The 17,051-nt window shown below is 61.4% G+C and carries 14 protein-coding genes; 5 read left to right on the top strand and 9 right to left on the bottom strand.

Annotated elements, in window-relative coordinates; genetic code table 11:
- Positions 1-77: 77 nt before the first annotated feature.
- Positions 78-2,708: an AAA family ATPase gene (locus KTC28_RS18820; protein ID WP_216710603.1), complete on the bottom strand. Its 2,631-nt coding sequence runs from the start codon at positions 2,706-2,708 to the stop codon at positions 78-80.
- A complete protein-coding gene (locus tag KTC28_RS18815; RefSeq protein ID WP_216710604.1) occupies positions 2,705-3,814 on the bottom strand; it encodes a metallophosphoesterase family protein in 1,110 nt (369 codons plus the stop codon). Before KTC28_RS18815 ends, KTC28_RS18820 begins: the two co-directional genes overlap by 4 nt.
- A gap of 587 nt (positions 3,815-4,401) precedes the next feature.
- Between KTC28_RS18815 and KTC28_RS18810 the strand changes: the two genes are divergently transcribed.
- The 3 genes from KTC28_RS18810 (at position 4,402) to KTC28_RS18800 (ending at position 6,419) form a co-directional block, all read left to right on the top strand.
- Positions 4,402-5,052 (top strand): DUF433 domain-containing protein, encoded by a 651-nt coding sequence (locus KTC28_RS18810; RefSeq protein WP_216710605.1) that lies wholly within the window; start codon positions 4,402-4,404, stop codon positions 5,050-5,052.
- Positions 5,049-5,477 carry a DUF5615 family PIN-like protein gene (locus KTC28_RS18805; protein WP_216710606.1) on the top strand — a complete coding sequence of 143 codons (429 nt, stop codon included), beginning with the start codon at positions 5,049-5,051 and terminating at the stop codon, positions 5,475-5,477. The genes KTC28_RS18810 and KTC28_RS18805 overlap by 4 nt, the downstream gene beginning before the upstream one ends.
- A gap of 444 nt (positions 5,478-5,921) precedes the next feature.
- Complete coding sequence (locus KTC28_RS18800; RefSeq protein WP_216710607.1) at positions 5,922-6,419, top strand: hypothetical protein; 498 nt, start codon at positions 5,922-5,924, stop codon at positions 6,417-6,419.
- Positions 6,420-6,659: 240 nt separating this feature from the next.
- Here KTC28_RS18800 and KTC28_RS18795 read toward each other — a convergent pair whose 3' ends face one another.
- The 4 genes from KTC28_RS18795 to KTC28_RS18780 form a co-directional block, all read right to left on the bottom strand.
- The gene (locus KTC28_RS18795; protein ID WP_216710608.1) at positions 6,660-7,400 is read right to left on the bottom strand and encodes a DUF4365 domain-containing protein; all 741 of its coding nucleotides are present in this window, start codon (positions 7,398-7,400) and stop codon (positions 6,660-6,662) included.
- A gap of 5 nt (positions 7,401-7,405) precedes the next feature.
- The gene (locus KTC28_RS18790) at positions 7,406-8,146 is read right to left on the bottom strand and encodes a hypothetical protein (protein WP_216710609.1); all 741 of its coding nucleotides are present in this window, start codon (positions 8,144-8,146) and stop codon (positions 7,406-7,408) included.
- The gene (locus KTC28_RS18785; protein ID WP_216710610.1) at positions 8,136-8,558 is read right to left on the bottom strand and encodes a hypothetical protein; all 423 of its coding nucleotides are present in this window, start codon (positions 8,556-8,558) and stop codon (positions 8,136-8,138) included. Before KTC28_RS18785 ends, KTC28_RS18790 begins: the two co-directional genes overlap by 11 nt.
- 411 nt (positions 8,559-8,969) lie before the next feature.
- Positions 8,970-9,863: an AraC family transcriptional regulator gene (locus KTC28_RS18780; RefSeq protein ID WP_255602627.1), complete on the bottom strand. Its 894-nt coding sequence runs from the start codon at positions 9,861-9,863 to the stop codon at positions 8,970-8,972.
- Between the two features lie 135 nt (positions 9,864-9,998).
- On the opposite strand from KTC28_RS18780, the gene KTC28_RS18775 reads away from it, so the two are divergent.
- Positions 9,999-11,117 (top strand): zinc-binding alcohol dehydrogenase family protein, encoded by a 1,119-nt coding sequence (locus KTC28_RS18775; RefSeq protein ID WP_216710612.1) that lies wholly within the window; start codon positions 9,999-10,001, stop codon positions 11,115-11,117.
- Positions 11,114-11,539 carry a DUF3291 domain-containing protein gene (locus KTC28_RS18770; protein WP_216710613.1) on the top strand — a complete coding sequence of 142 codons (426 nt, stop codon included), beginning with the start codon at positions 11,114-11,116 and terminating at the stop codon, positions 11,537-11,539. Before KTC28_RS18775 ends, KTC28_RS18770 begins: the two co-directional genes overlap by 4 nt.
- A 566-nt stretch (positions 11,540-12,105) precedes the next feature.
- On the opposite strand, the gene KTC28_RS18765 is transcribed toward KTC28_RS18770, so the two are convergent.
- From KTC28_RS18765 to KTC28_RS18755, 3 genes are all read right to left on the bottom strand, one after another.
- Positions 12,106-12,645, bottom strand: coding sequence for a biliverdin-producing heme oxygenase (locus KTC28_RS18765; protein ID WP_216710614.1), 540 nt, complete (start codon positions 12,643-12,645; stop codon positions 12,106-12,108).
- A 96-nt stretch (positions 12,646-12,741) separates the two neighbouring features.
- Entirely contained in the window at positions 12,742-15,603 is a 2,862-nt protein-coding gene (locus KTC28_RS18760; RefSeq protein ID WP_223132345.1) for a bifunctional diguanylate cyclase/phosphodiesterase, read from the bottom strand.
- 617 nt (positions 15,604-16,220) lie between these two features.
- Complete coding sequence (locus tag KTC28_RS18755) at positions 16,221-17,006, bottom strand: SDR family NAD(P)-dependent oxidoreductase (protein ID WP_216710616.1); 786 nt, start codon at positions 17,004-17,006, stop codon at positions 16,221-16,223.
- Positions 17,007-17,051: the final 45 nt, after the last annotated feature.

Below are 17,051 nucleotides of genomic sequence, written 5' to 3'. Positions count from 1 at the left end.
ACCCCTTTTGCGCATCGGTGGGCCGACAGACGGACAGCGTCAAGGAATCTCACTACTGCGATCAACGCGGATCTGATCTACGCCGCATTAAGCAGGCTGATCCGGTTGGCGGGCACGTGGCGGAATGCCCGATCGCGGCAAGTCAACAGGATCACCTGCATCCGTTCGGAGACCTCCAAGAGAATGTCAATCATCACGTCGAGCCGCGCGTCATCGGAATAGACGAGCGGGTCGTCGAGGATGAGCGACACCGGGCGTCCCTGCTCGAGCAGCATGTCGGCAAAAGCAATCCGGGTCAGCACGGCCAGCTGCTCCTGCGTCCCGCGCGAGAGGTTAGCGCATCCCTCGCTCAGGCCCGCGCGAACGATTGTCTCTAGACCAAGATCCTCGGAGAAGGTCAGGTCGCATCCGGGCAACAGACGCTCGATATATCGCTTGGCGCGCTTTGCAATGGGCCCGACAAACTTGCTCGAAGTTTCGGTGCGGGCTGCCTCGAGCGTGTCGCGCAGGAGCTTTAGCATATTGGCCTCCTCGCTGATCCTCTGCAACGCCGCGCGCGCCGCCTCGGCTTCTTCTCGGGCAAGGGCCTCGCGATCTGCGAGGCCCTTGCCCCCTTCGCTCTCAATCGTGCCTTCGAGACGCGCGATCTCCATTTCAAGCTTCGTGCGGGTTTCGCCCGCGGTGCGGACGCGCGCGTCGATCATCTCGATCTTTTTCGTGATCGCGGCCGGGTCAAGCGCGGTCGCGTTGCGAACGGCCTCCTCTAACTGCACAGCTGCCTCTGCTGCACGGCTCCGAGCGAGCGCGAGAGCCTCACTTAGCGCTGCAAAGTCCGGCCGATTTTCGATAGCGTGCAATTGCGCTTTGGCATTGACTAGATCGCTGTCTGCACCGGCCTGCATCGTCGCGAGCGGTGCATCCTCATCCTCGACCCGGCGTAAGGCGGCAATCGCACTATCGTGGGCTCCCTCCGCGCGCGCAAGCGTGGTATCGGCCCGATCAACTACCTTCGTGAGAGCCGCGATGTCAGGCTTGTCGTCGGCCGCGTCGGTTTCGTCCTGAACCTCCGCCATGAATAGCTTCAACGCGTCGGGGCCAGCGTCGAGACTGAGGGTGGCATCGGCAGCCGTCGCGGCATCGATGCGCGCCTGAAGCGTCCGAAGTTCGGCGGCGGCGTCGCGCGCAATATCATTTCGCGTGCGCGCTCCCGCCAGGTCCTCGACGCCATGCTCGTCAAGCACCGCGCGCTGCTTGCGCTGCGCCGCTGCGAGAGCTTCTTCAGCGCTCGCCGCCGTGAGGGGCGGCCGGATTAGTAGGTCCGCCTCGCCAAACGTTATCCGCGTCTCACGGGTCAGCTTCCTCTCGCCGACGGTTGTCGTCTCGCCGTCGATCAAGATTCCCGTGGTGTTTCCAGTCAGCGAGATCAGGGTCGCGCCTGCGTTCACTATCGCATACGCTTCGGCAACCGCACGATCACTGGCTTCGAGGAGCGCGATCGCCTTGGCCGGAATTAGATTAGCGCTGAGCTGCTTGGCCTCACACTCCTGAAGCTCGAGCGCAAGCAGCTCGATGTGTCGTATGCGCGCGCTCGATATGGCGTTGCGCCGCTGGATGGCGCGAAACCGTGCTTCGCCGGAGATATGTGCCGCGCGCGCCTCTCGGCGAGCCGTGCGCGCGGTCTCTAGTGCCAGGCGTGTCTCGGTGGCGCTCACCTTAGCGACGCCAAGTTCTCCTGCGAGCGCACAGCGTCTTTCACGTGCGAGATCCGCGGCCCGCGTTGCGTCATCACGAGTAGTCGTCGCACTCTCGTGGCGGCTCTGCAGCTCCTCCAGCCCGTTCATCTTGCCACTTGCTGCCTCCTGTTCGGCGCGGCGCGTCGCCAGGATCTGTGCGGCTGCGCGCGCTACATCCAAGGAAGCGGAGAACACCTTGCGGGCCTCGGCATCCGTTGGGTCGGCAATTTCGCGCTGGATCACCTTGAGGCGCCCGCGTGCTTCGGCGAGCTCCCCAAAGCCGCGTTCGAGGTCCGCCAGCCTTATCGCCGCTTCGCGCGCGCTTGTCTCCGCAGATGAAAGGCGTTCATTTGCCTCGACCTGCCGACCCCGTCGCTGTCCGGTCGGCGTCCAATAAAGGCTGAACTGCTCTTCGATCCGATCACGGACGCGCTTGTAGGCGGGACCGCCCATGATCGATCCGACTTCCGCCTCAAGCGTCGAGCGAACCGTGTCGCGAACAATCTGGCCTGGTGCCGTGACCGACAGCGCCTCGGTCTGCGCCACCCATAGCAACCCTAGCGCACCGTAGCTCGCCGGGTCACCGCGTTGGGTCGTGTCGCGTACCGAGCCCAGCAAGGCGTGCATTCGCGACTCGGCTTCGTCACCCTGCGCGCGGCCTTTCGGTCCGGATATCTCAATCGAAGCGCCCTTGAGAAAGCGTTTGGTTACGCTCCATGGAACGCCGTCCGCCTCGAACCTGATCTCAATCTCGGGTGCGACCGCTTCGCCATGCGGCGCGAAGGATTGGGCGAGCTGATTTTTAGTGCTGTGTCGCACGAAGAAGGCCGCGCGCAGTGCTTCTAGCAGCGTTGACTTGCCCGTCTCGTTCGGCTCGATGACAATGTTGAGTCCGTCGGTCAGGCCGTCGACCGCCATCGGCTCACGGAACTTGCGAAAGCCGTTGACGGCAATGCGGCGGATACGAAGGCTCATGGCTTCCCTTCCCGGCTATATTCGACAAACAGCCGCTCAAGCGCGCGCTTCGCTAGCGGCCCCTCGGTGCCGCCGGTCTCGATCAAGCCGCTAAGCTTGTGTGCTGCTGCGCCTAGCATGCCTTCGACCGCAAGCGCGGCAAGATCATCGCCGCTCGGCCGTCCGACAAGATCGTCCGTTCGAGAATCGAGATAGCGCAGTCGATGACCAAGGTCGTCTTCAAGCGCGCCCAAGATTGCAATACGATCGCTCAGCCCGGTGATACCGGCGAGCGACAGCTGGAGCAGGGTCGCTGGCGGATCGACACCTGCGAGCAGATCTTCGCTTTCCGCGCGGAAGGCCGCATCGTCGTGGACCGTCCAGCTTCGGATCAGCCACTGGAAACGTCCGGTACGCAGCGGCGTCACCTGCGGCTCGGAGTCGGGCGCAAGCTCGACCAGCAATATCTGCCCTGGATCGTCGCGCTGGAAGCGATCGGTTTCGGGAGTGCCCGCATACCAGGTGCGGCCATCGACCCGAAGCACGCCGTGCCAATCGCCGAGTGCCAGGTAATCAAGGGTCGACCGACGCGCGCGATCCGGCGCGATCTGGTTCTTGGTTTCACCCTGCGATCCGAAATCGCGGATCGAGCCATGCGCCAGTCCGATCCGAAGGCGCGCTCCCGGCGTCTCCATCGTATCGAACAGATCGGTTGGGTCGTTGAGATTGTGGCGATGCGTCAGCGGCGCCGGCAATAGCCAGCAATACGCTTCAATCTCTACGGGCGTCGGCTCGGTTAGGACGACGATGCTCGCCGTCGCCCGGCTGCGCACCCGATCCCATAGACCGCCGTTGCGCGCGAAATCGTGATTGCCGGGCAGCAGCCACCAGCGGCAGGGATAGCGTTCCATACGCGAGATGGCCTGGACGATCGTACGGTCCTCGGGACCTTCGGTATCGAAGATGTCGCCGGCGACAAGGACGTGCCCCGCACCATGTTCGATTGCCGCGCGTCCGATCGCATCGATCGCATCGAACCGCGCTTCGGTAAGCGCTCCACGGACACCTGGATCGAAGCGGCCAAAAGGCTTGCCGAGTTGCCAGTCAGCGGTGTGGATGATCTTCATGCCGCCGCTATATACCGAATGGGACGGCGTGCGACGTCGTCGTGTCGTAGTTGGTCATACTGCGGGAAGCGCCGGTTGCGCCCGGATCGTCGGCGCGATCCGAGGGAGCGCCTTATCTAAAACCAATTCTTTTCCAAAAGCCGCTGCGCTGCCGGCAGGAAGGTGCTTTTGGCATCACTTCCGGCGAACGTGAATGAATGACTGAAGTTGGGAGCCGAAAAGACCGGCCCATTTGCAGATTTGGGTCCGGCGTCAGCCACGTCGCGTGCACCGTTTCAAGCGTATAATTCGAGCCTGAGAAGCGCGGCACCGTATAAATATGGACGGTTTTTCAATGCCTCGATTTCCCTTAGGCTCGAAATCGAGCTTGTGCCGACCGACCGCCGCGATTCTCTGCTGCCTTCTCCTGCGTTTCGATATATATGTGCCAACTCGGCTCACTTCCTCTGGCGGTCTCCGCAAGTGCTCCGTGCAGCCTTTCGTGCCATCAGTAAGCCCCACGGTGAGCTCCCGGTGTGCCGTCCTTGATTGCGGGATAATCGCCATATATATCCCCATCCATGGGAAGACATTTCGAGGTGCCGTCCGTGACCGAAAACCTGAACCTTCTCAAGCCAACCGAGGCAGCGGTCGTTTCTGGCGTCGAGCTGAAGATCGTCAATCATGCGATTGACCGCGCCTTGCCCCTACGCGTCGTACGTCGCGGAAAGGAGAGGAGTGTTTCGGCCGAGGCCTGCTTCTACATCGCATTCTATCACAGCAGCGCGGGCAAGTTGACTGCAGACGAACGCCGTTTCGCGATCCTGGATATCGACAAACGGGTGGAAGCCGCAGGCGAGGGAACCTCGCGATGGCTTTCGTTGCGGCGCCACTGCACGGTTCGGCACGACTTTTTGGCCCTCGACCTCGACGGCTTTTGGAACGAGACGCACGAGCGGTGGGGCCGCTATATGGCGGCGCGAGAGATGGTGAAGACTGATCCTGACATTCTCGGCGGCACGCCGGTGATCACGGGAACGCGCGTTCCGGTCCATGACGTCGCCGCCTCGGTGGCCGCGGGCCTATCCCCCTCCCGCATCGCCAGCGCCTATCCCTCGCTGGATGCCGAGCAGATCGAACTGGCGGCCCTCTATGCCAGGGCTAACCCACTACAGGGCCGCCGCCCCGTACGTCGGCCTCTCGAGGGGGCAACGATCCTGTCGAAGCGCACGATCGAACGGCGACGGCGGAGCGCGTGAAGCTCTTCATCGACGAATGCCTCAGCAGCGAACTTGTCCAGCGGGCAATCGCCCGCGGGCACGAGGAGACAACGAGCGTCGTGTACCGAGGCTTGGCCGGCACGCAGGATTGGACGCTCGTGCCGATCGTCGTCGCCGGCGACTACACGCTTGTGACGAAGAACTCGGTCGACTTCCGGGGCGCGGCGGATGAGCCGGGCGAGAAAGGGCTCTACAAGGATGTCGAACTCCATCCCGGCCTGATTTGTCTGAATGGCCCCACGGGTATGGACCTCGACCTGCAGCTCGAGCTGTTCGACGTCGCGCTAGACGAGATCGATCGACTGGACGACGACCTCATCAACAAATGTTTGGAAGTGACGCTCATCGCGAACGATGAGCAGGAGAGGATCGAGATCACGCTTTACGAACTGCCGACGATCTAGCGATTTGTGCGTCTACAGTGCACAACCGAGGTGCCTGATCGGGTCTGCGCTCAGCACCGCCCAGCAACCCGCCATCCTTGACCTCAACCTTCAGCTCGGCGCGGACCTCGTCATTGAAGAATTCGATGGTAGTTGTCCAAGAGAAGAGCACACGCGTGGAGGGGCCTCCCCAGACCACTTTGCCCTCTTCGATGCTAAAATGCGCTATGCCGAGGCAGATGGTCTCATCGATCGGCCGAAGCGCGTTGGGGTTATGGTACATCTCGAGTTCGTCCGCCCAACCTTCTTGATAGTCAGGGTTCTCGACGTCGAGGTGGAAGGGTATGGGATCAAGGGCGCCGGGGTGAAGCAGTCGCCCCGATCCGGAACCTAGCGCGCTATCTCCGCGAGCATCGCGCGCGCAGCAAATTGATTGGGCCCGTCGCGTAGGACCGCATATGCCGGATGAAGCGCGTGCTGCAACGTCTGGGGAGCGAACAGATCTATGCCGTCCCCGAGCTTGGGGAAGTCGGTGAAGTCAGGTTTTGCACGCGCAAGCGTCTCGCTGCGGCGATCGCCCATGATATTCTCGGCCACCCTTGCGGTTGGGTAAGGACCCGATCGTGTAAAGCCCCGATATCGCCCCGCCAGGTCGCGTGCGAGCGCCGCCAGCCAGAACTGCCGGGTTTCCCGATGATTAAGGACGGCTGCGAGGATACGCTCGTCAGGCGTGGACCGGCACGATCCAACTGCCAGTTCATCAAGCGTTTCGGCATCCCAACCCAAAATGCGAAAGCGTTGAAGCGCTCGATGGAAGCAGTGCAGTTAAGCGCTATCACGGACATTGTGCAGGCCGGTCGTCTCACCTCATTGAGCCCGAATCAGCGAATGGATCAACTCTGTCGTCAAGGGAAAAGCCAGCTTGACCTCGGCCAAGTGAGAACGGGTGACAAGTTTGCCTAACGTGAGGCGGTCAAGATCGGGGAGACGGGACCATTAAACGAATAAGCACTTAAGCCCTCGAGTACGAGATAAAACAGCTACGTGAGATGGAAAATGGGCTGTCCGGCACTGACTTCGTCGCCAACATGAACGAGCGGCGGAAGTTGGGCAGCTGAAAAAAGGCCGCGGATGTCTGAAAGTAGGTACGAGAAGCGATGCCGATGGGGTGGATATTTAGCGCTCGACCTGTCCGCGGGAAATTCAATCCACATTTCTCAGCAGGTCGCCGCAGTCCCAATCGCTGAACCACTCTCGGCGCTTGTCAATCCGGGACACGACATCACGAAAAGCCCGCTGAATGGCCTTGATATCTGCCGATGCGCGGCGCTCGTATTTTAGCAGGCACGCGATGTCGGTGACCGTCTTCTGATAGCTACGGAGCAAGTCGGCCCAGTGCTCAACGTCCCACAGATCGAATCTGCCGCTCGCCTCGCTCTCGTCCATCTCGCTGAGGCTTTGCTCGACCGCCTCGATCAGCGATCTCACGATCAAAGCGTTGGATCGCTCCGCCACCAGTCGTAGCGCTGTCGTGCTATGTCCCGTCATCCGATCGCGATGCAGGTCGATTGGGATCCCATAGCCGCCACGAGGGCCGGCATAATCTCCTTTCTGAAGAATCGGCTGCCACCATATTCTGTCGTCAGCGAGATTCACAAGAACGAGAATTGGGGGTACGGTGAGCGAGGCAAAATAGTCGAGATGTCGCTCGTCGAGAGCAACACGGAACCGGGGTCCCAGCGGCGCACGCTCCACAGTCTTGACCTGGACCTTGAGGAATCCACCAGTCGACCGGCCGCCTGGAGCCAATGTTTCGATCTCGCCGTCTATTCCAATGTCGCTAGTCCCGACCGGCCGATAGATGAAGCCGAGCTGCTCCTCGATGAACGTCTCAAGTCGGCGCTCGCCCGCCTTGCCGATGCGCGCTGTCGGATGAAACCGCATCCCGCTCAGAGGTAGAGGCCGGCGAGATGGTCGACGGCGGCAGAGCCGGCCATTACCTCGGCACACTCTACTGGGAGGACGTCGTAAAATTCCAGCAGGCCTTTAGTTGGTGCGGTGAAAGCGGTCGTCGTCATCAGCACATAAGTGGTTGGGTACGACGAACCCTCAAGCCAGTGATTAATCTTGCCGCGCATCACGATCTCGACCGGTCCGCAAAGTTTCGCGGGATTGAGATCGAGGGCGACGCCCAGCAGTGCGCGTGCGTAGGTCTTTGGCAACGTGTAGCTATCGTCATATTCCTTCAGTTCGACAGCGACACAAACGACTCCTTCGAAAGGTGCCGGTACAGAGCTGCGCCTTAAAATGTCCGCAGCCCAAGCATCGATAACCGAGATGTCGAGCTCATGACTGTCTCCGCTTTGGCCACGGTGACGCAGGCCACTATGAAGCTCCCGCCACTTACCGATCCGGAAGTGGCATGGTTCGTCCAAATTGGTCGACGTCGCTACCGGCATATAGCCCGGGCCGCCGCGGACCCTAAACACATTTGTTGGACTACCGGTGTGGTCACAGGCAACGACAGTGTTTTCGACCGCAAGACGCGCCGCCAGTTCCATCAATACCCATGCCTCGTAGGCTTTTCCCTCGCCTCTCGCCACGGACGTGGCCGTCACCGCTACTTTCGTCGCGGCCGCTTCTACCGCATCAAGCGTCTTCTTCTTGAATGGCTTGGCCTTAATCGCCACGCGATATCTCCCAGCCTTGACGCAGCTCCGTCGCCGCATCGCTCCAGGCCATTAGCAGAGCTAAGAGCGCATCGCTTCGCTCCAACGACAGCAGATTGTCCGGTCTGAGGGGTACTGCTTCCTCAGATCTAATTGGCGTAATCTCGATTGCTTTGAGCTCAAGCGTGGCGGCCAATTCACGCAGCCGATCCGACACGGCGAGCTCGCGTTTTAGCTTGATTGACACGATCTTCGAGGCGCGTTCAAGCTGCTCCCAACGGCCGGGCGAGCGAGCATCCCGCCGAATCGGATCAACGTCAATTTCGTCAACACCTTCGTAAGTCGCACCGAAGGCAGCCGAGCGAGCGAGAGCTCCCAGGCCGGCAATCGCCAAGCGATCGAGCAAAGACTGCAGGTCGGGATCGATAGCCATGGCGCCATCTTAGCTGCCATATGTCCAGCGTCGAGGCCCAAGGCATGTGAGTGTTGGCATCTGGACCTCGCGGCACCACATCATCGCTATTCTCCGCATTAGATTGCCCATGCCCGATCGAAGACATGGCTCGACCGCAGTCCGGTCGCGGCCCTTGCGGGAACGCTCTGGCTCCTGTCGCGCGTCCGCGGATTTCGGGAGTTGTTGGCGACCGGCCGGGCGGAATGCGAAGCCATCATCGACGCGATTGTTCGCGCTGCGCGTCTCCAGCAACGTCCCATCGGCGACCTGATAGAAGCGATGCGTCCCGCTAATCATGGCACCCGCCGCGCCTGACGGCGGGTTGCTCGGGGTCGGCCGGATCGACAGCAGGGGCTTCCGCGAGATTTCCCCCTACATCCGGACGTTCGGCTACGCGGCCACCGCCTTGGCGAACTCCCGCGGCGAGTGGCCGAACGTTCGCTTGAACGCTGCACCAAACGCACTTTCTGACTCGTAGCCGACCGCCGGTGCCACGGTCGCGATGGAGACGCGCCCGCTTGCCAGCCGGTCGGCCGCCACCATCATCCGCCAGCGCGTCAGGTAATCCATTGCCGGCTCGCCGACCGTTTCCTTGAACCGGACGGCAAAGCTCGAGCGCGACATGCCGCCGACACGGGCGAGGTCGGCGAGCGTCCAGCGCCGCGCAGGTTCAGCGTGCATCGCCGATATCACCGCACGCATCTGCTTGTCGGCCAGCGCGAACAGCCAGCCCGCGCTGTGCGGCGAGCGCTCGGCAAGATGCAACCGCAGCGCCTCGATCAGCAGCGTCTGCGCCAGGTGTCCCGCCATCAGCGTGCCGCCCGGTTGCGGATCCCGCAGTTCGCGCATCAGCCGCTCGATCAACCAGCCGAGCGCCGCCTTGGTCGCTTCCGCCCGGATGTGAACAATCGGGGGCAGGATGCCGAGCAGTTGCTCGGTGTGGAGTCCGGTGAAGTCGAAGAAGCCGCCCACGCCCGAACAGGTGCCGCCGCCATTCAGGATGCCCGTCTCGCCGGCCGGGAACGACGGGAAGAAGGTAAAGGCTTCAGTGACCGGTGCGCCGATCGCGCTGCAGAGGCTGAACGCGGCCCGGCCGGGCACTAGGATGAAGTCGCCAGCTTCGAGCGCCATGGGCGCATCCCCGCCCTCGAGCGCGATCAAACAGGCCCCAGTGTGGATTGCGAAGCATTTGACGCCCTCGGCCGGGGGGTAGGCAAGCGCCCAGTCCCCGCCGGCATCGAGGCCGCGAAAACCATAGGTGCTCGGCTTCAATAGGCCGAGCACGTCCGACAAGGGATCCACATGATACTTTCTGGACGCTGGCGATGAAGCTCGGGACTTTGCAGCATGGGCCGTCCAGTGTCACCGGCATAAATCCGATCCAGCGATGCATCTTCCTGGCACCGCAGGAGATCGATCATGACCGACAACACCGCCCTTTGGCTCTCCTCCAAACGCGCCGACTTCACTCTCAGACCGGCACCTTTTCCGATCGTGCAGTCGGGAGAAATCGTGATCCGCACGCGCGCGATCGCCGTGAATCCGATGGACCGTCTGGTCCAGACCTCGGGTGACCTGATGACGCCGTATCTTCACTACCCGGCCATCCTCGGCTCCGACGTTGCCGGCGATGTCGTTGCCGTCGGTGCGGACGTGACACGGTTCAAGGTCGGAGACCGGGTCGTCGGCTTTGCCGCCAGCACCGACAAGACGCGCAACCGCGCCGCAGAAGGCGCCTTCCAGACCTATGTCGTCCTGCTCGAGCATATGACGGCGGCGATTCCGGACGCGCTCGCCTTCGAAGATGCTTCCGCGCTTCCGCTCGGCATCTCGACGGCAGCCTGCGCACTCTTCCAGCGCGATTTCCTCGCCCTGAATCCGCCCGCCAAGGGAGCGATGGCGACCGGCAAGACCGTTCTGGTTTGGGGTGGATCGACCAGCGTCGGCGTCAATGCGGTGCAACTTGCCGTCGGCGCCGGCTACGCAGTGATTGCCACAGCATCGCCGCGCAACTTCGATATGCTCAGGCGGCTCGGCGCAACGGCCTTGTTCGATTATCGCAGTCCATCGGTGATTGCTGACATCCGCGCAGTGCTCCGCGGTAAAACGGTCGCTGGCGCCGTTGCAATCGGCGCGGGATCGGTGCGGCCATGCATCGACATCCTGGGGACTTGCGAAGGCAATCGCTTCATCGCGATGGCAACGCCGCCCGCTTCATTCGATGCCGTCCCGGCCGGGCGCGACCATTGGCGCAAGCTGCTTGTCGCGATGGCTGGCACGGTCACCGGTAACATCACGCTCTCGCTACGCGCACGCAGCAAGAAGGTGACGCTGAAAATGATCTGGGGCAGCACGTTGATCAACAACGAAGTGGGACCAATGATCTTCGACACGTTCCTGCCCGAGGCTCTCGCCGACGGCCGATACGTGGCAGCCTCTGCCGCCGAGGTCGTAGGGCACGGGCTGGCGGCGATCCCAGCGGCGCTCGAGCGGCAGCGCCGCGGCGTCTCGGCAACCAAGCTGGTGGTGACGTTGTGAGCGGCTTCGTCGTCAGCGTCACCCGCTTCCGCGTTCGCAGCCTGCGGTTTCTGCCCTTCTTTCTGATCCATGCGCAACGCTGCCTGGCGCAGATCAGAAGAAGCGACGGCTATTTGGCCGGGGCGCTACGCCACGATCGGGATCACGCCTATTGGACGACGAGCGTGTGGCGCGACGAGGCTGCACTCCTGGCGTATGTCATCGGCGGTGCCCACCGCACTGCGATGCCCAAGATGAGCGCGTGGGGTGACGAGGCCAGCACCGTTCGGTGGGTTCAGGACGGCGATGAACTTCCATCTTGGCCGGAGGCGATCGAGCGGATGCGCCGTGAGGGGAATCCCATTCCGCTCTGTCACCCGGGACCAGCCCATACCGGTCTCGGCTTCGCGGCAAGCGAGCCGGCGCAGATGGCACGGATCTGACTGGTCGCATTGTCGGTCACCTGTGGGCCGACCCTAAGAGTTGCCGCAGCGAATGGCGACAATGCGTCGAACCCGACATTCACGGACGTATTCCCGAACGACGGCTTCGTCCAATAAGTCGGCCATTCGGACGCCGTCTAAGAATGATGAAATTGACGTCCGATTTCAGGGATCGGTAGAACGCCGATGAGCGGCTTAGACGGACGTCAGCAGCTGCCAGCAAAATCGCTTGTCGGCGAATGTCAGCTTTTCCCAAGTTCGGTGCCGAAAGCCGCCAGTCCGGTAACGGCCCCCCAGCGGTCTGCGCTGGGACCAGCGCTAAGGCATCGAGCGCTCGGCGGCTCTCTTCCGATATTACGGAAATATGCCGTGCGTACATTTCACGGACTTCGAGCGAGGTTCTAACGCATTCGCGAGCTTTATCGGCCGCAATCGTAGGCGTTCGGGCTTGCTTATACCCGCAGGTCAACTCCGGCGAGGTTGCGATCGCGCTTCGAGAAATTGTCGATCTCGCAGCGGTAAATCCACGTTTGGCTCTCCCAAAATGATCTTCTCCTCGATCGTTATTACTGCGAGGCCGCCGCGCGCACATGGAGATTAAAGCAGTCACGCGCGCCTTCGATCGCGGCGTCGAGCCAAACCTGTCCTTGACGAGCCCCAAGGGCGTCGATCGAGCAGACGAGCGTCCGCCATTCTCCGGCGCGATGTCGTGATGACAAAAAGGCGCTCGGTACGTCGGCCGACAATCGCTTGACCAGTACGGCGCCGCCGAGGCGGGACCCTTCGAGGACGTACAGCACGCCCCACAACCAACCGTCGCGGTCTTGCGGCGCGAAGCGAAGTAGCCGTGGCGCGGTCAGTCCCAGCAATCTAAGATCCTCGGCAAGCAGCGGCGCGCGCGGCCGCCAGGCCGGTAGCGTCTGGTCGAGAACTAGGCATGCTTCTGCAGCGCCTGTCGCCTGCGTCTGGGCGAGAAGAAAGCGCCCGTAACCGGTCTTGTCGGCTAAATCAAAGCGGCTGTATTCTTTATCGACATTTACGTGAAACGAGGAGGTCGCGTCGCGCAGACGCCCGATCGCGCTATCCTGCAGGCCGGGCTTCGGCATTATTTCTCTGATCGCCGTCAGCGAATATGGAGATGTTCGTCCTGGATCTAGCAAATTTATCACTCTCGATGGGAATTGCAGAGATAGAGCTGGCATCTACCGAGCCCGCTGATGTTCGGAACCACGCGAAGTCTCGTTCTGATTGGGGCCGGTCCGACCTTTGCGGGCGAGTTTCATCGCATCCGGCGCCAGCAGCGGGCGACCGAACATGAACCCCTGAACCATGTCAGCCCCCGAGACCTTAATAATGGCAAGTTGATCGGAAGTCTCGACCCCTTCCTGAATGACGGTCATGCCCGCGGCATGGATAAGCGCAACGACCGCGCCGACGAAATCGACATCGTCGCGGTCTTCGTCGGACTGATCAAGAAAGCTGCTGTCGAGCTTGACGATATCGGCGGGCAGCCGACGCAGATATGACAAGGACGAAAAGCCGGTACCGAAGTCGTCAATGGCAATTCTGACGCCGAGGGATCGGATGTTCCGCAAGACGACTGCAATTTCCTTGTCACTTACCATCGATTCGGTGACCTCAAGACATATTGCCGACGCCGGTAGCTCCGCTTCGAGTAAAATCGAAGCCAGACGCCGGTCGAAGCCGGGCTCGGCAAGCTGCCGTACCGAGACGTTGATCGTCAGCACCAGGTCGATGTCATCGACCGCATCGCGCATGGCCTTCGCTTGGCGCGTTGCGGTCACGATAATCCAGTCGCCTAGCGGGATGATAACGCCCGATTTTTCGGCGAGGGGAATAAACATATCCGGCGACACCCAGCCGAGCCGAGGATGACGCCAGCGCAGCAATGCCTCGAAGCCGATCAGCCGGTGATCGGCATTCTTGAGAGAGAACAGAGGCTGATAGACGAGCATCAGCTGCCCGGTTTCATTGACTGCCTTGCGCAAGTCGTGGTCGAGCTCGAACTTGCGCACGGCATGGTCGTAAATTGCTTGTTGAAAAATTGCATGGCGGTTACCGCCTCGCTGCTTAGCCTCGTACATCGCCATATCTGCCGCCTGCAAGATATCGAGCGCGCCGACCGCTTCCGCCATCGCCAGGCCAATGCTTGCCGAGACGTGGGCAGCATGACCATTGAGATCGAATGGCAGTTCAAGTGTCGCGAGGATACGCGCAGCAAGATCGCAGACACCGCTTTCGTCCAATCCCTGTGAGAGGACGACAAATTCGTCGCCGCCCAGACGCGAAACCATGTGCCTCGGGCCTGATACTGCTAGCAGACGTTCGGCGACTTGGATGAGCAGCATGTCCCCCGCGGCGTGCCCGACCGAATCATTCACCGCTTTGAACCGATCCAGATCGAGGAACAGCACGCTCACCTTGGAACTATCGGTGCTGTCGGTTGACATTTCCCGAAGTCGCTCTTCCATCCGGCGGCGATTGGCCAAGCCGGTTAGGGGATCGAAATGCCGAAGCTTGGCGAGGCCGGCGCTGGCACGCGCCGACATCTCGGCTTGAATCGCAAGACGAAGATCGCCGGCGATCGTCAGATCGGCTGCCGTCCAGGGCGCTGAGTGACCGCTTGTCGTTTCGTTCCAGGCCGCAAACGACTCGCGTGGTGACAGTCGACCGGTTGATGGATCGACGGAGTGATGCTTTGCAGGATCTCCTCCCCAAACAATGTTGCGCTTCAGTTCGGGCCGAAACCACAGGATAGACTCATCGACACTCGAACCAAACCGCATGATCATGGCGCCGCTGCCGGCCAGAAAGCATTCGGCATCTCCCGCAAGTCGCACGCCGAGATCATCGGCAGCGACGATCGCGCCGTCAGCCGTTCGTTCGAAATATGCCCATATCTGCTGTTGAGAGGCCAATGGTGGAAGAACGCCATAACAACGTCTTTCATCTCCAGACCGGATGATGACGCCGCCGGCATCAACCAACTGCAGCAACGCCGGGCCGGCCAGCATCAGGCCGTCGCCGAAAGGCCGACCACCAGAGATCGCTTCAACAAGCGTCTGCAGCGCGGCCTGTCGTGCCAATCGATCGATATAGGCTTCGGCTTCGCCCAGATTACCAATTAGCAGCGACATGATTTGCCCGAGTAATCTGGCGACCGATCGGAGCTCTGGCCCAACGATACGCGGCAGATTATGGTGGCAGACCAACATGCCCCATAACTGGTCCCCGTGGACCAGTGAAATCGTCAAGCTTGCGGCGACGTTCATGTTGCGCATGTACTGGCAGTGGATCGGCGACACGCCGCGCAGAGCACTCTGGGTCATGTCAATCGGCATGCCGTCGTCGAAAGCCGGATCGACGAGCAGCGGGACCGGATCGTAGCCGAAATCGGCGATCGCGCCGACACGGTTGAGCATAAACAGCCGCCTCGCCTGTGGCGGAATATCGGCTGCCGGGTAGGTCATGCCGAGAAACGCGTCGAGAGCGTCGATTTTCGACTCGGCGATAATGGTGCCGTCGCCGACGGTGTTGAATCGATACGCCATTACGCGGTCAAAGCCCGACAGGCTCCGCAGCCCCTTTACGGCAAGTTCGCAAATTTGCGTGCGCGATCTGGCGTGCATGAACATTTCAAGAAGGGGGTGAACCGCGGTCAAAGGCGACACCTCCAGCACATCCATCGCCGGCTGCAGGTCCACGAAGATGTATGACCCCGACCGATGCGCTTGAAGGTTGAGCAACCGGCCACCCTCCCCCCGCACGCTGATAACTTCGCCGATCGAAGCGCCGCTCTCGCCCTGCTCGGTCGCGGTGTGGGTCAAGTCGGCTTTACCCACGACATCCTCGAGCGTGTGGCCGATCGCCCACGCAGGTGGGCATCCAAGGATCTCCTCGAGGTTGGCACTGGCGTGGGTGATCCGGCGACTGCTGCAGTCTGCGAGCAAAACCGCGCCATGCCCCTGGATCACATTCGGCGTATGAATTGCTTCCTGTTCGCAGGTCGCGAAAGAAGCAATCGACCGCTTTAGTTCGCGCAATTTAACTCTCATGCGCCGATGCTCCTTGAGACGCATTAAGCTAGAACCTATCATTCACTAATATACTTCGCGAGTAGGTTTTCGCGAAAAAATGAATTAATACATGGTAAACAATCCGTCTGTCGCCGATATTAAATGGGCCATTGCTCAGTTAGGGACGATTGCGTCACCATCTGCGCTGTAGGAGCGCAAGGCAGTATCTTGCTTTTTTGAATTGCTGATGCTTCTGCGATTAACGACCTTAAAACCGCGTCAGGGCCGCCGATCGTAGATCAATGCAGTGGCAGCTTTCCCGCATTCGACGCCCGAAACCTGCCGGGCAGCAAGCGGCCCCAAACGGGACCGTGCGCAGGTTGCTCTCCGAATTCTCGCTTGCTGGCGTCGATCGCCTACGATCGTAATCGTCTCGCAATCTCGGTCGCGGCGCGCGGATTTAACGCAGGTGTAATGAAAACATGTTTATTGAGAGCACGACCGGTGGCCCCCGGTCTCGACCCCGGCCAACATAATTGTCAAACGACAATCGTGTGCCCGGAGCGATCGATTTCGACAGCAACTTCACTGAGCGATAAAGCGTACGGGGACACAGGACGTCACAAGGGTGGACGCTGTCGGGGTCAGGCGTTACGTTTGAATCGGTACCGGTCGGCTGGCTTTCGCCGCGAGACGTTCGTCGCGAGCGCGGCTTCGGCGGTCTTCCACTCGTGCCATAGCCTGACTTCGCCAAGCGACGGGATACACACCGCCTCGCCCCGATCGAGAGCGGTTAGCGATGCCGCGACGAGGTCGCGCGTCTGCATCACCATCTCGGGCGGGTAGCGGTCCAGCGAAGTCGCGGCGATGCTGTGGAAATCAGTCGCGATGACCCCGGGAATGAGCAGTTGCACGGCAACCCCGGTTCCGGCTGCCTCGGCCTGCATGTGCCGGGTGAAGGCCATTACATAACTCTTCGACGCGCCGTAACCCGCATTGCCCGGGATTTGAATCAAGGCTGTTCCCGAGCCGACATTGATGATCGCGCCAGTGCCGTCTGCCGTCATCCGCTGCATCGCGGCGTGCGACAACCGGCTTAGTGCGATGACGTTGAGGCGCAGCATCGTCGCCAACCGCTCGGCGTCGAGCGTCGCGACTCGGCCCCTCGCGGCAAAACCGGCATTGTTGATGATGAGCGCGAGCGGAGGACCATCGGCGATCCGGGCCTCGACCCGAGTGACGCCGTCATCGGTTTCGAGGTCGGCGACGAGGATTTCGCAATCGGTTGCCAATCCCGCCGCGACGTCGCGCAGCCAATCCTCACGGCGCGCGACGAGCACGAGGTCATGCCCACGCGACGCGAGCTGTCGGGCGAACTCGGCACCGATGCCGGCGGACGCGCCGGTGATCAAGGCGGTGGGGCGGGTCATCGCATCTCCTTGGCTTGCGCGGGGCTGCAGGTCGACCACCCGCAA

The organism is Polymorphobacter megasporae (genome assembly GCF_018982885.2).
GTDB classification, from domain to species: Bacteria; Pseudomonadota; Alphaproteobacteria; order Sphingomonadales; family Sphingomonadaceae; genus Polymorphobacter_B; species Polymorphobacter_B megasporae.
Note: the sequence above shows the minus strand (reverse complement) of the source record. Positions and strands in the feature narration are given on the sequence as shown.

What these genes read in the sequence shown, in the direction of transcription:
- KTC28_RS18800 (WP_216710607.1), top strand. Translation starts at nt 5,922, where the DNA reads ATGAAGCGCGTGCTGCAACGTCTGGGGAGCGAACAGATCTATGCCGTC.
- KTC28_RS18795 (WP_216710608.1), bottom strand. Translation starts at nt 7,400, where the DNA reads ATGCGGTTTCATCCGACAGCGCGCATCGGCAAGGCGGGCGAGCGCCGA.
- KTC28_RS18785 (WP_216710610.1), bottom strand. Translation starts at nt 8,558, where the DNA reads ATGGCTATCGATCCCGACCTGCAGTCTTTGCTCGATCGCTTGGCGATT.
- KTC28_RS18815 (WP_216710604.1), bottom strand. Translation starts at nt 3,814, where the DNA reads ATGAAGATCATCCACACCGCTGACTGGCAACTCGGCAAGCCTTTTGGC.
- KTC28_RS18820 (WP_216710603.1), bottom strand. Translation starts at nt 2,708, where the DNA reads ATGAGCCTTCGTATCCGCCGCATTGCCGTCAACGGCTTTCGCAAGTTC.
- KTC28_RS18765 (WP_216710614.1), bottom strand. Translation starts at nt 12,645, where the DNA reads ATGCCGAAGCCCGGCCTGCAGGATAGCGCGATCGGGCGTCTGCGCGAC.
- KTC28_RS18775 (WP_216710612.1), top strand. Translation starts at nt 9,999, where the DNA reads ATGACCGACAACACCGCCCTTTGGCTCTCCTCCAAACGCGCCGACTTC.
- KTC28_RS18755 (WP_216710616.1), bottom strand. Translation starts at nt 17,006, where the DNA reads ATGACCCGCCCCACCGCCTTGATCACCGGCGCGTCCGCCGGCATCGGT.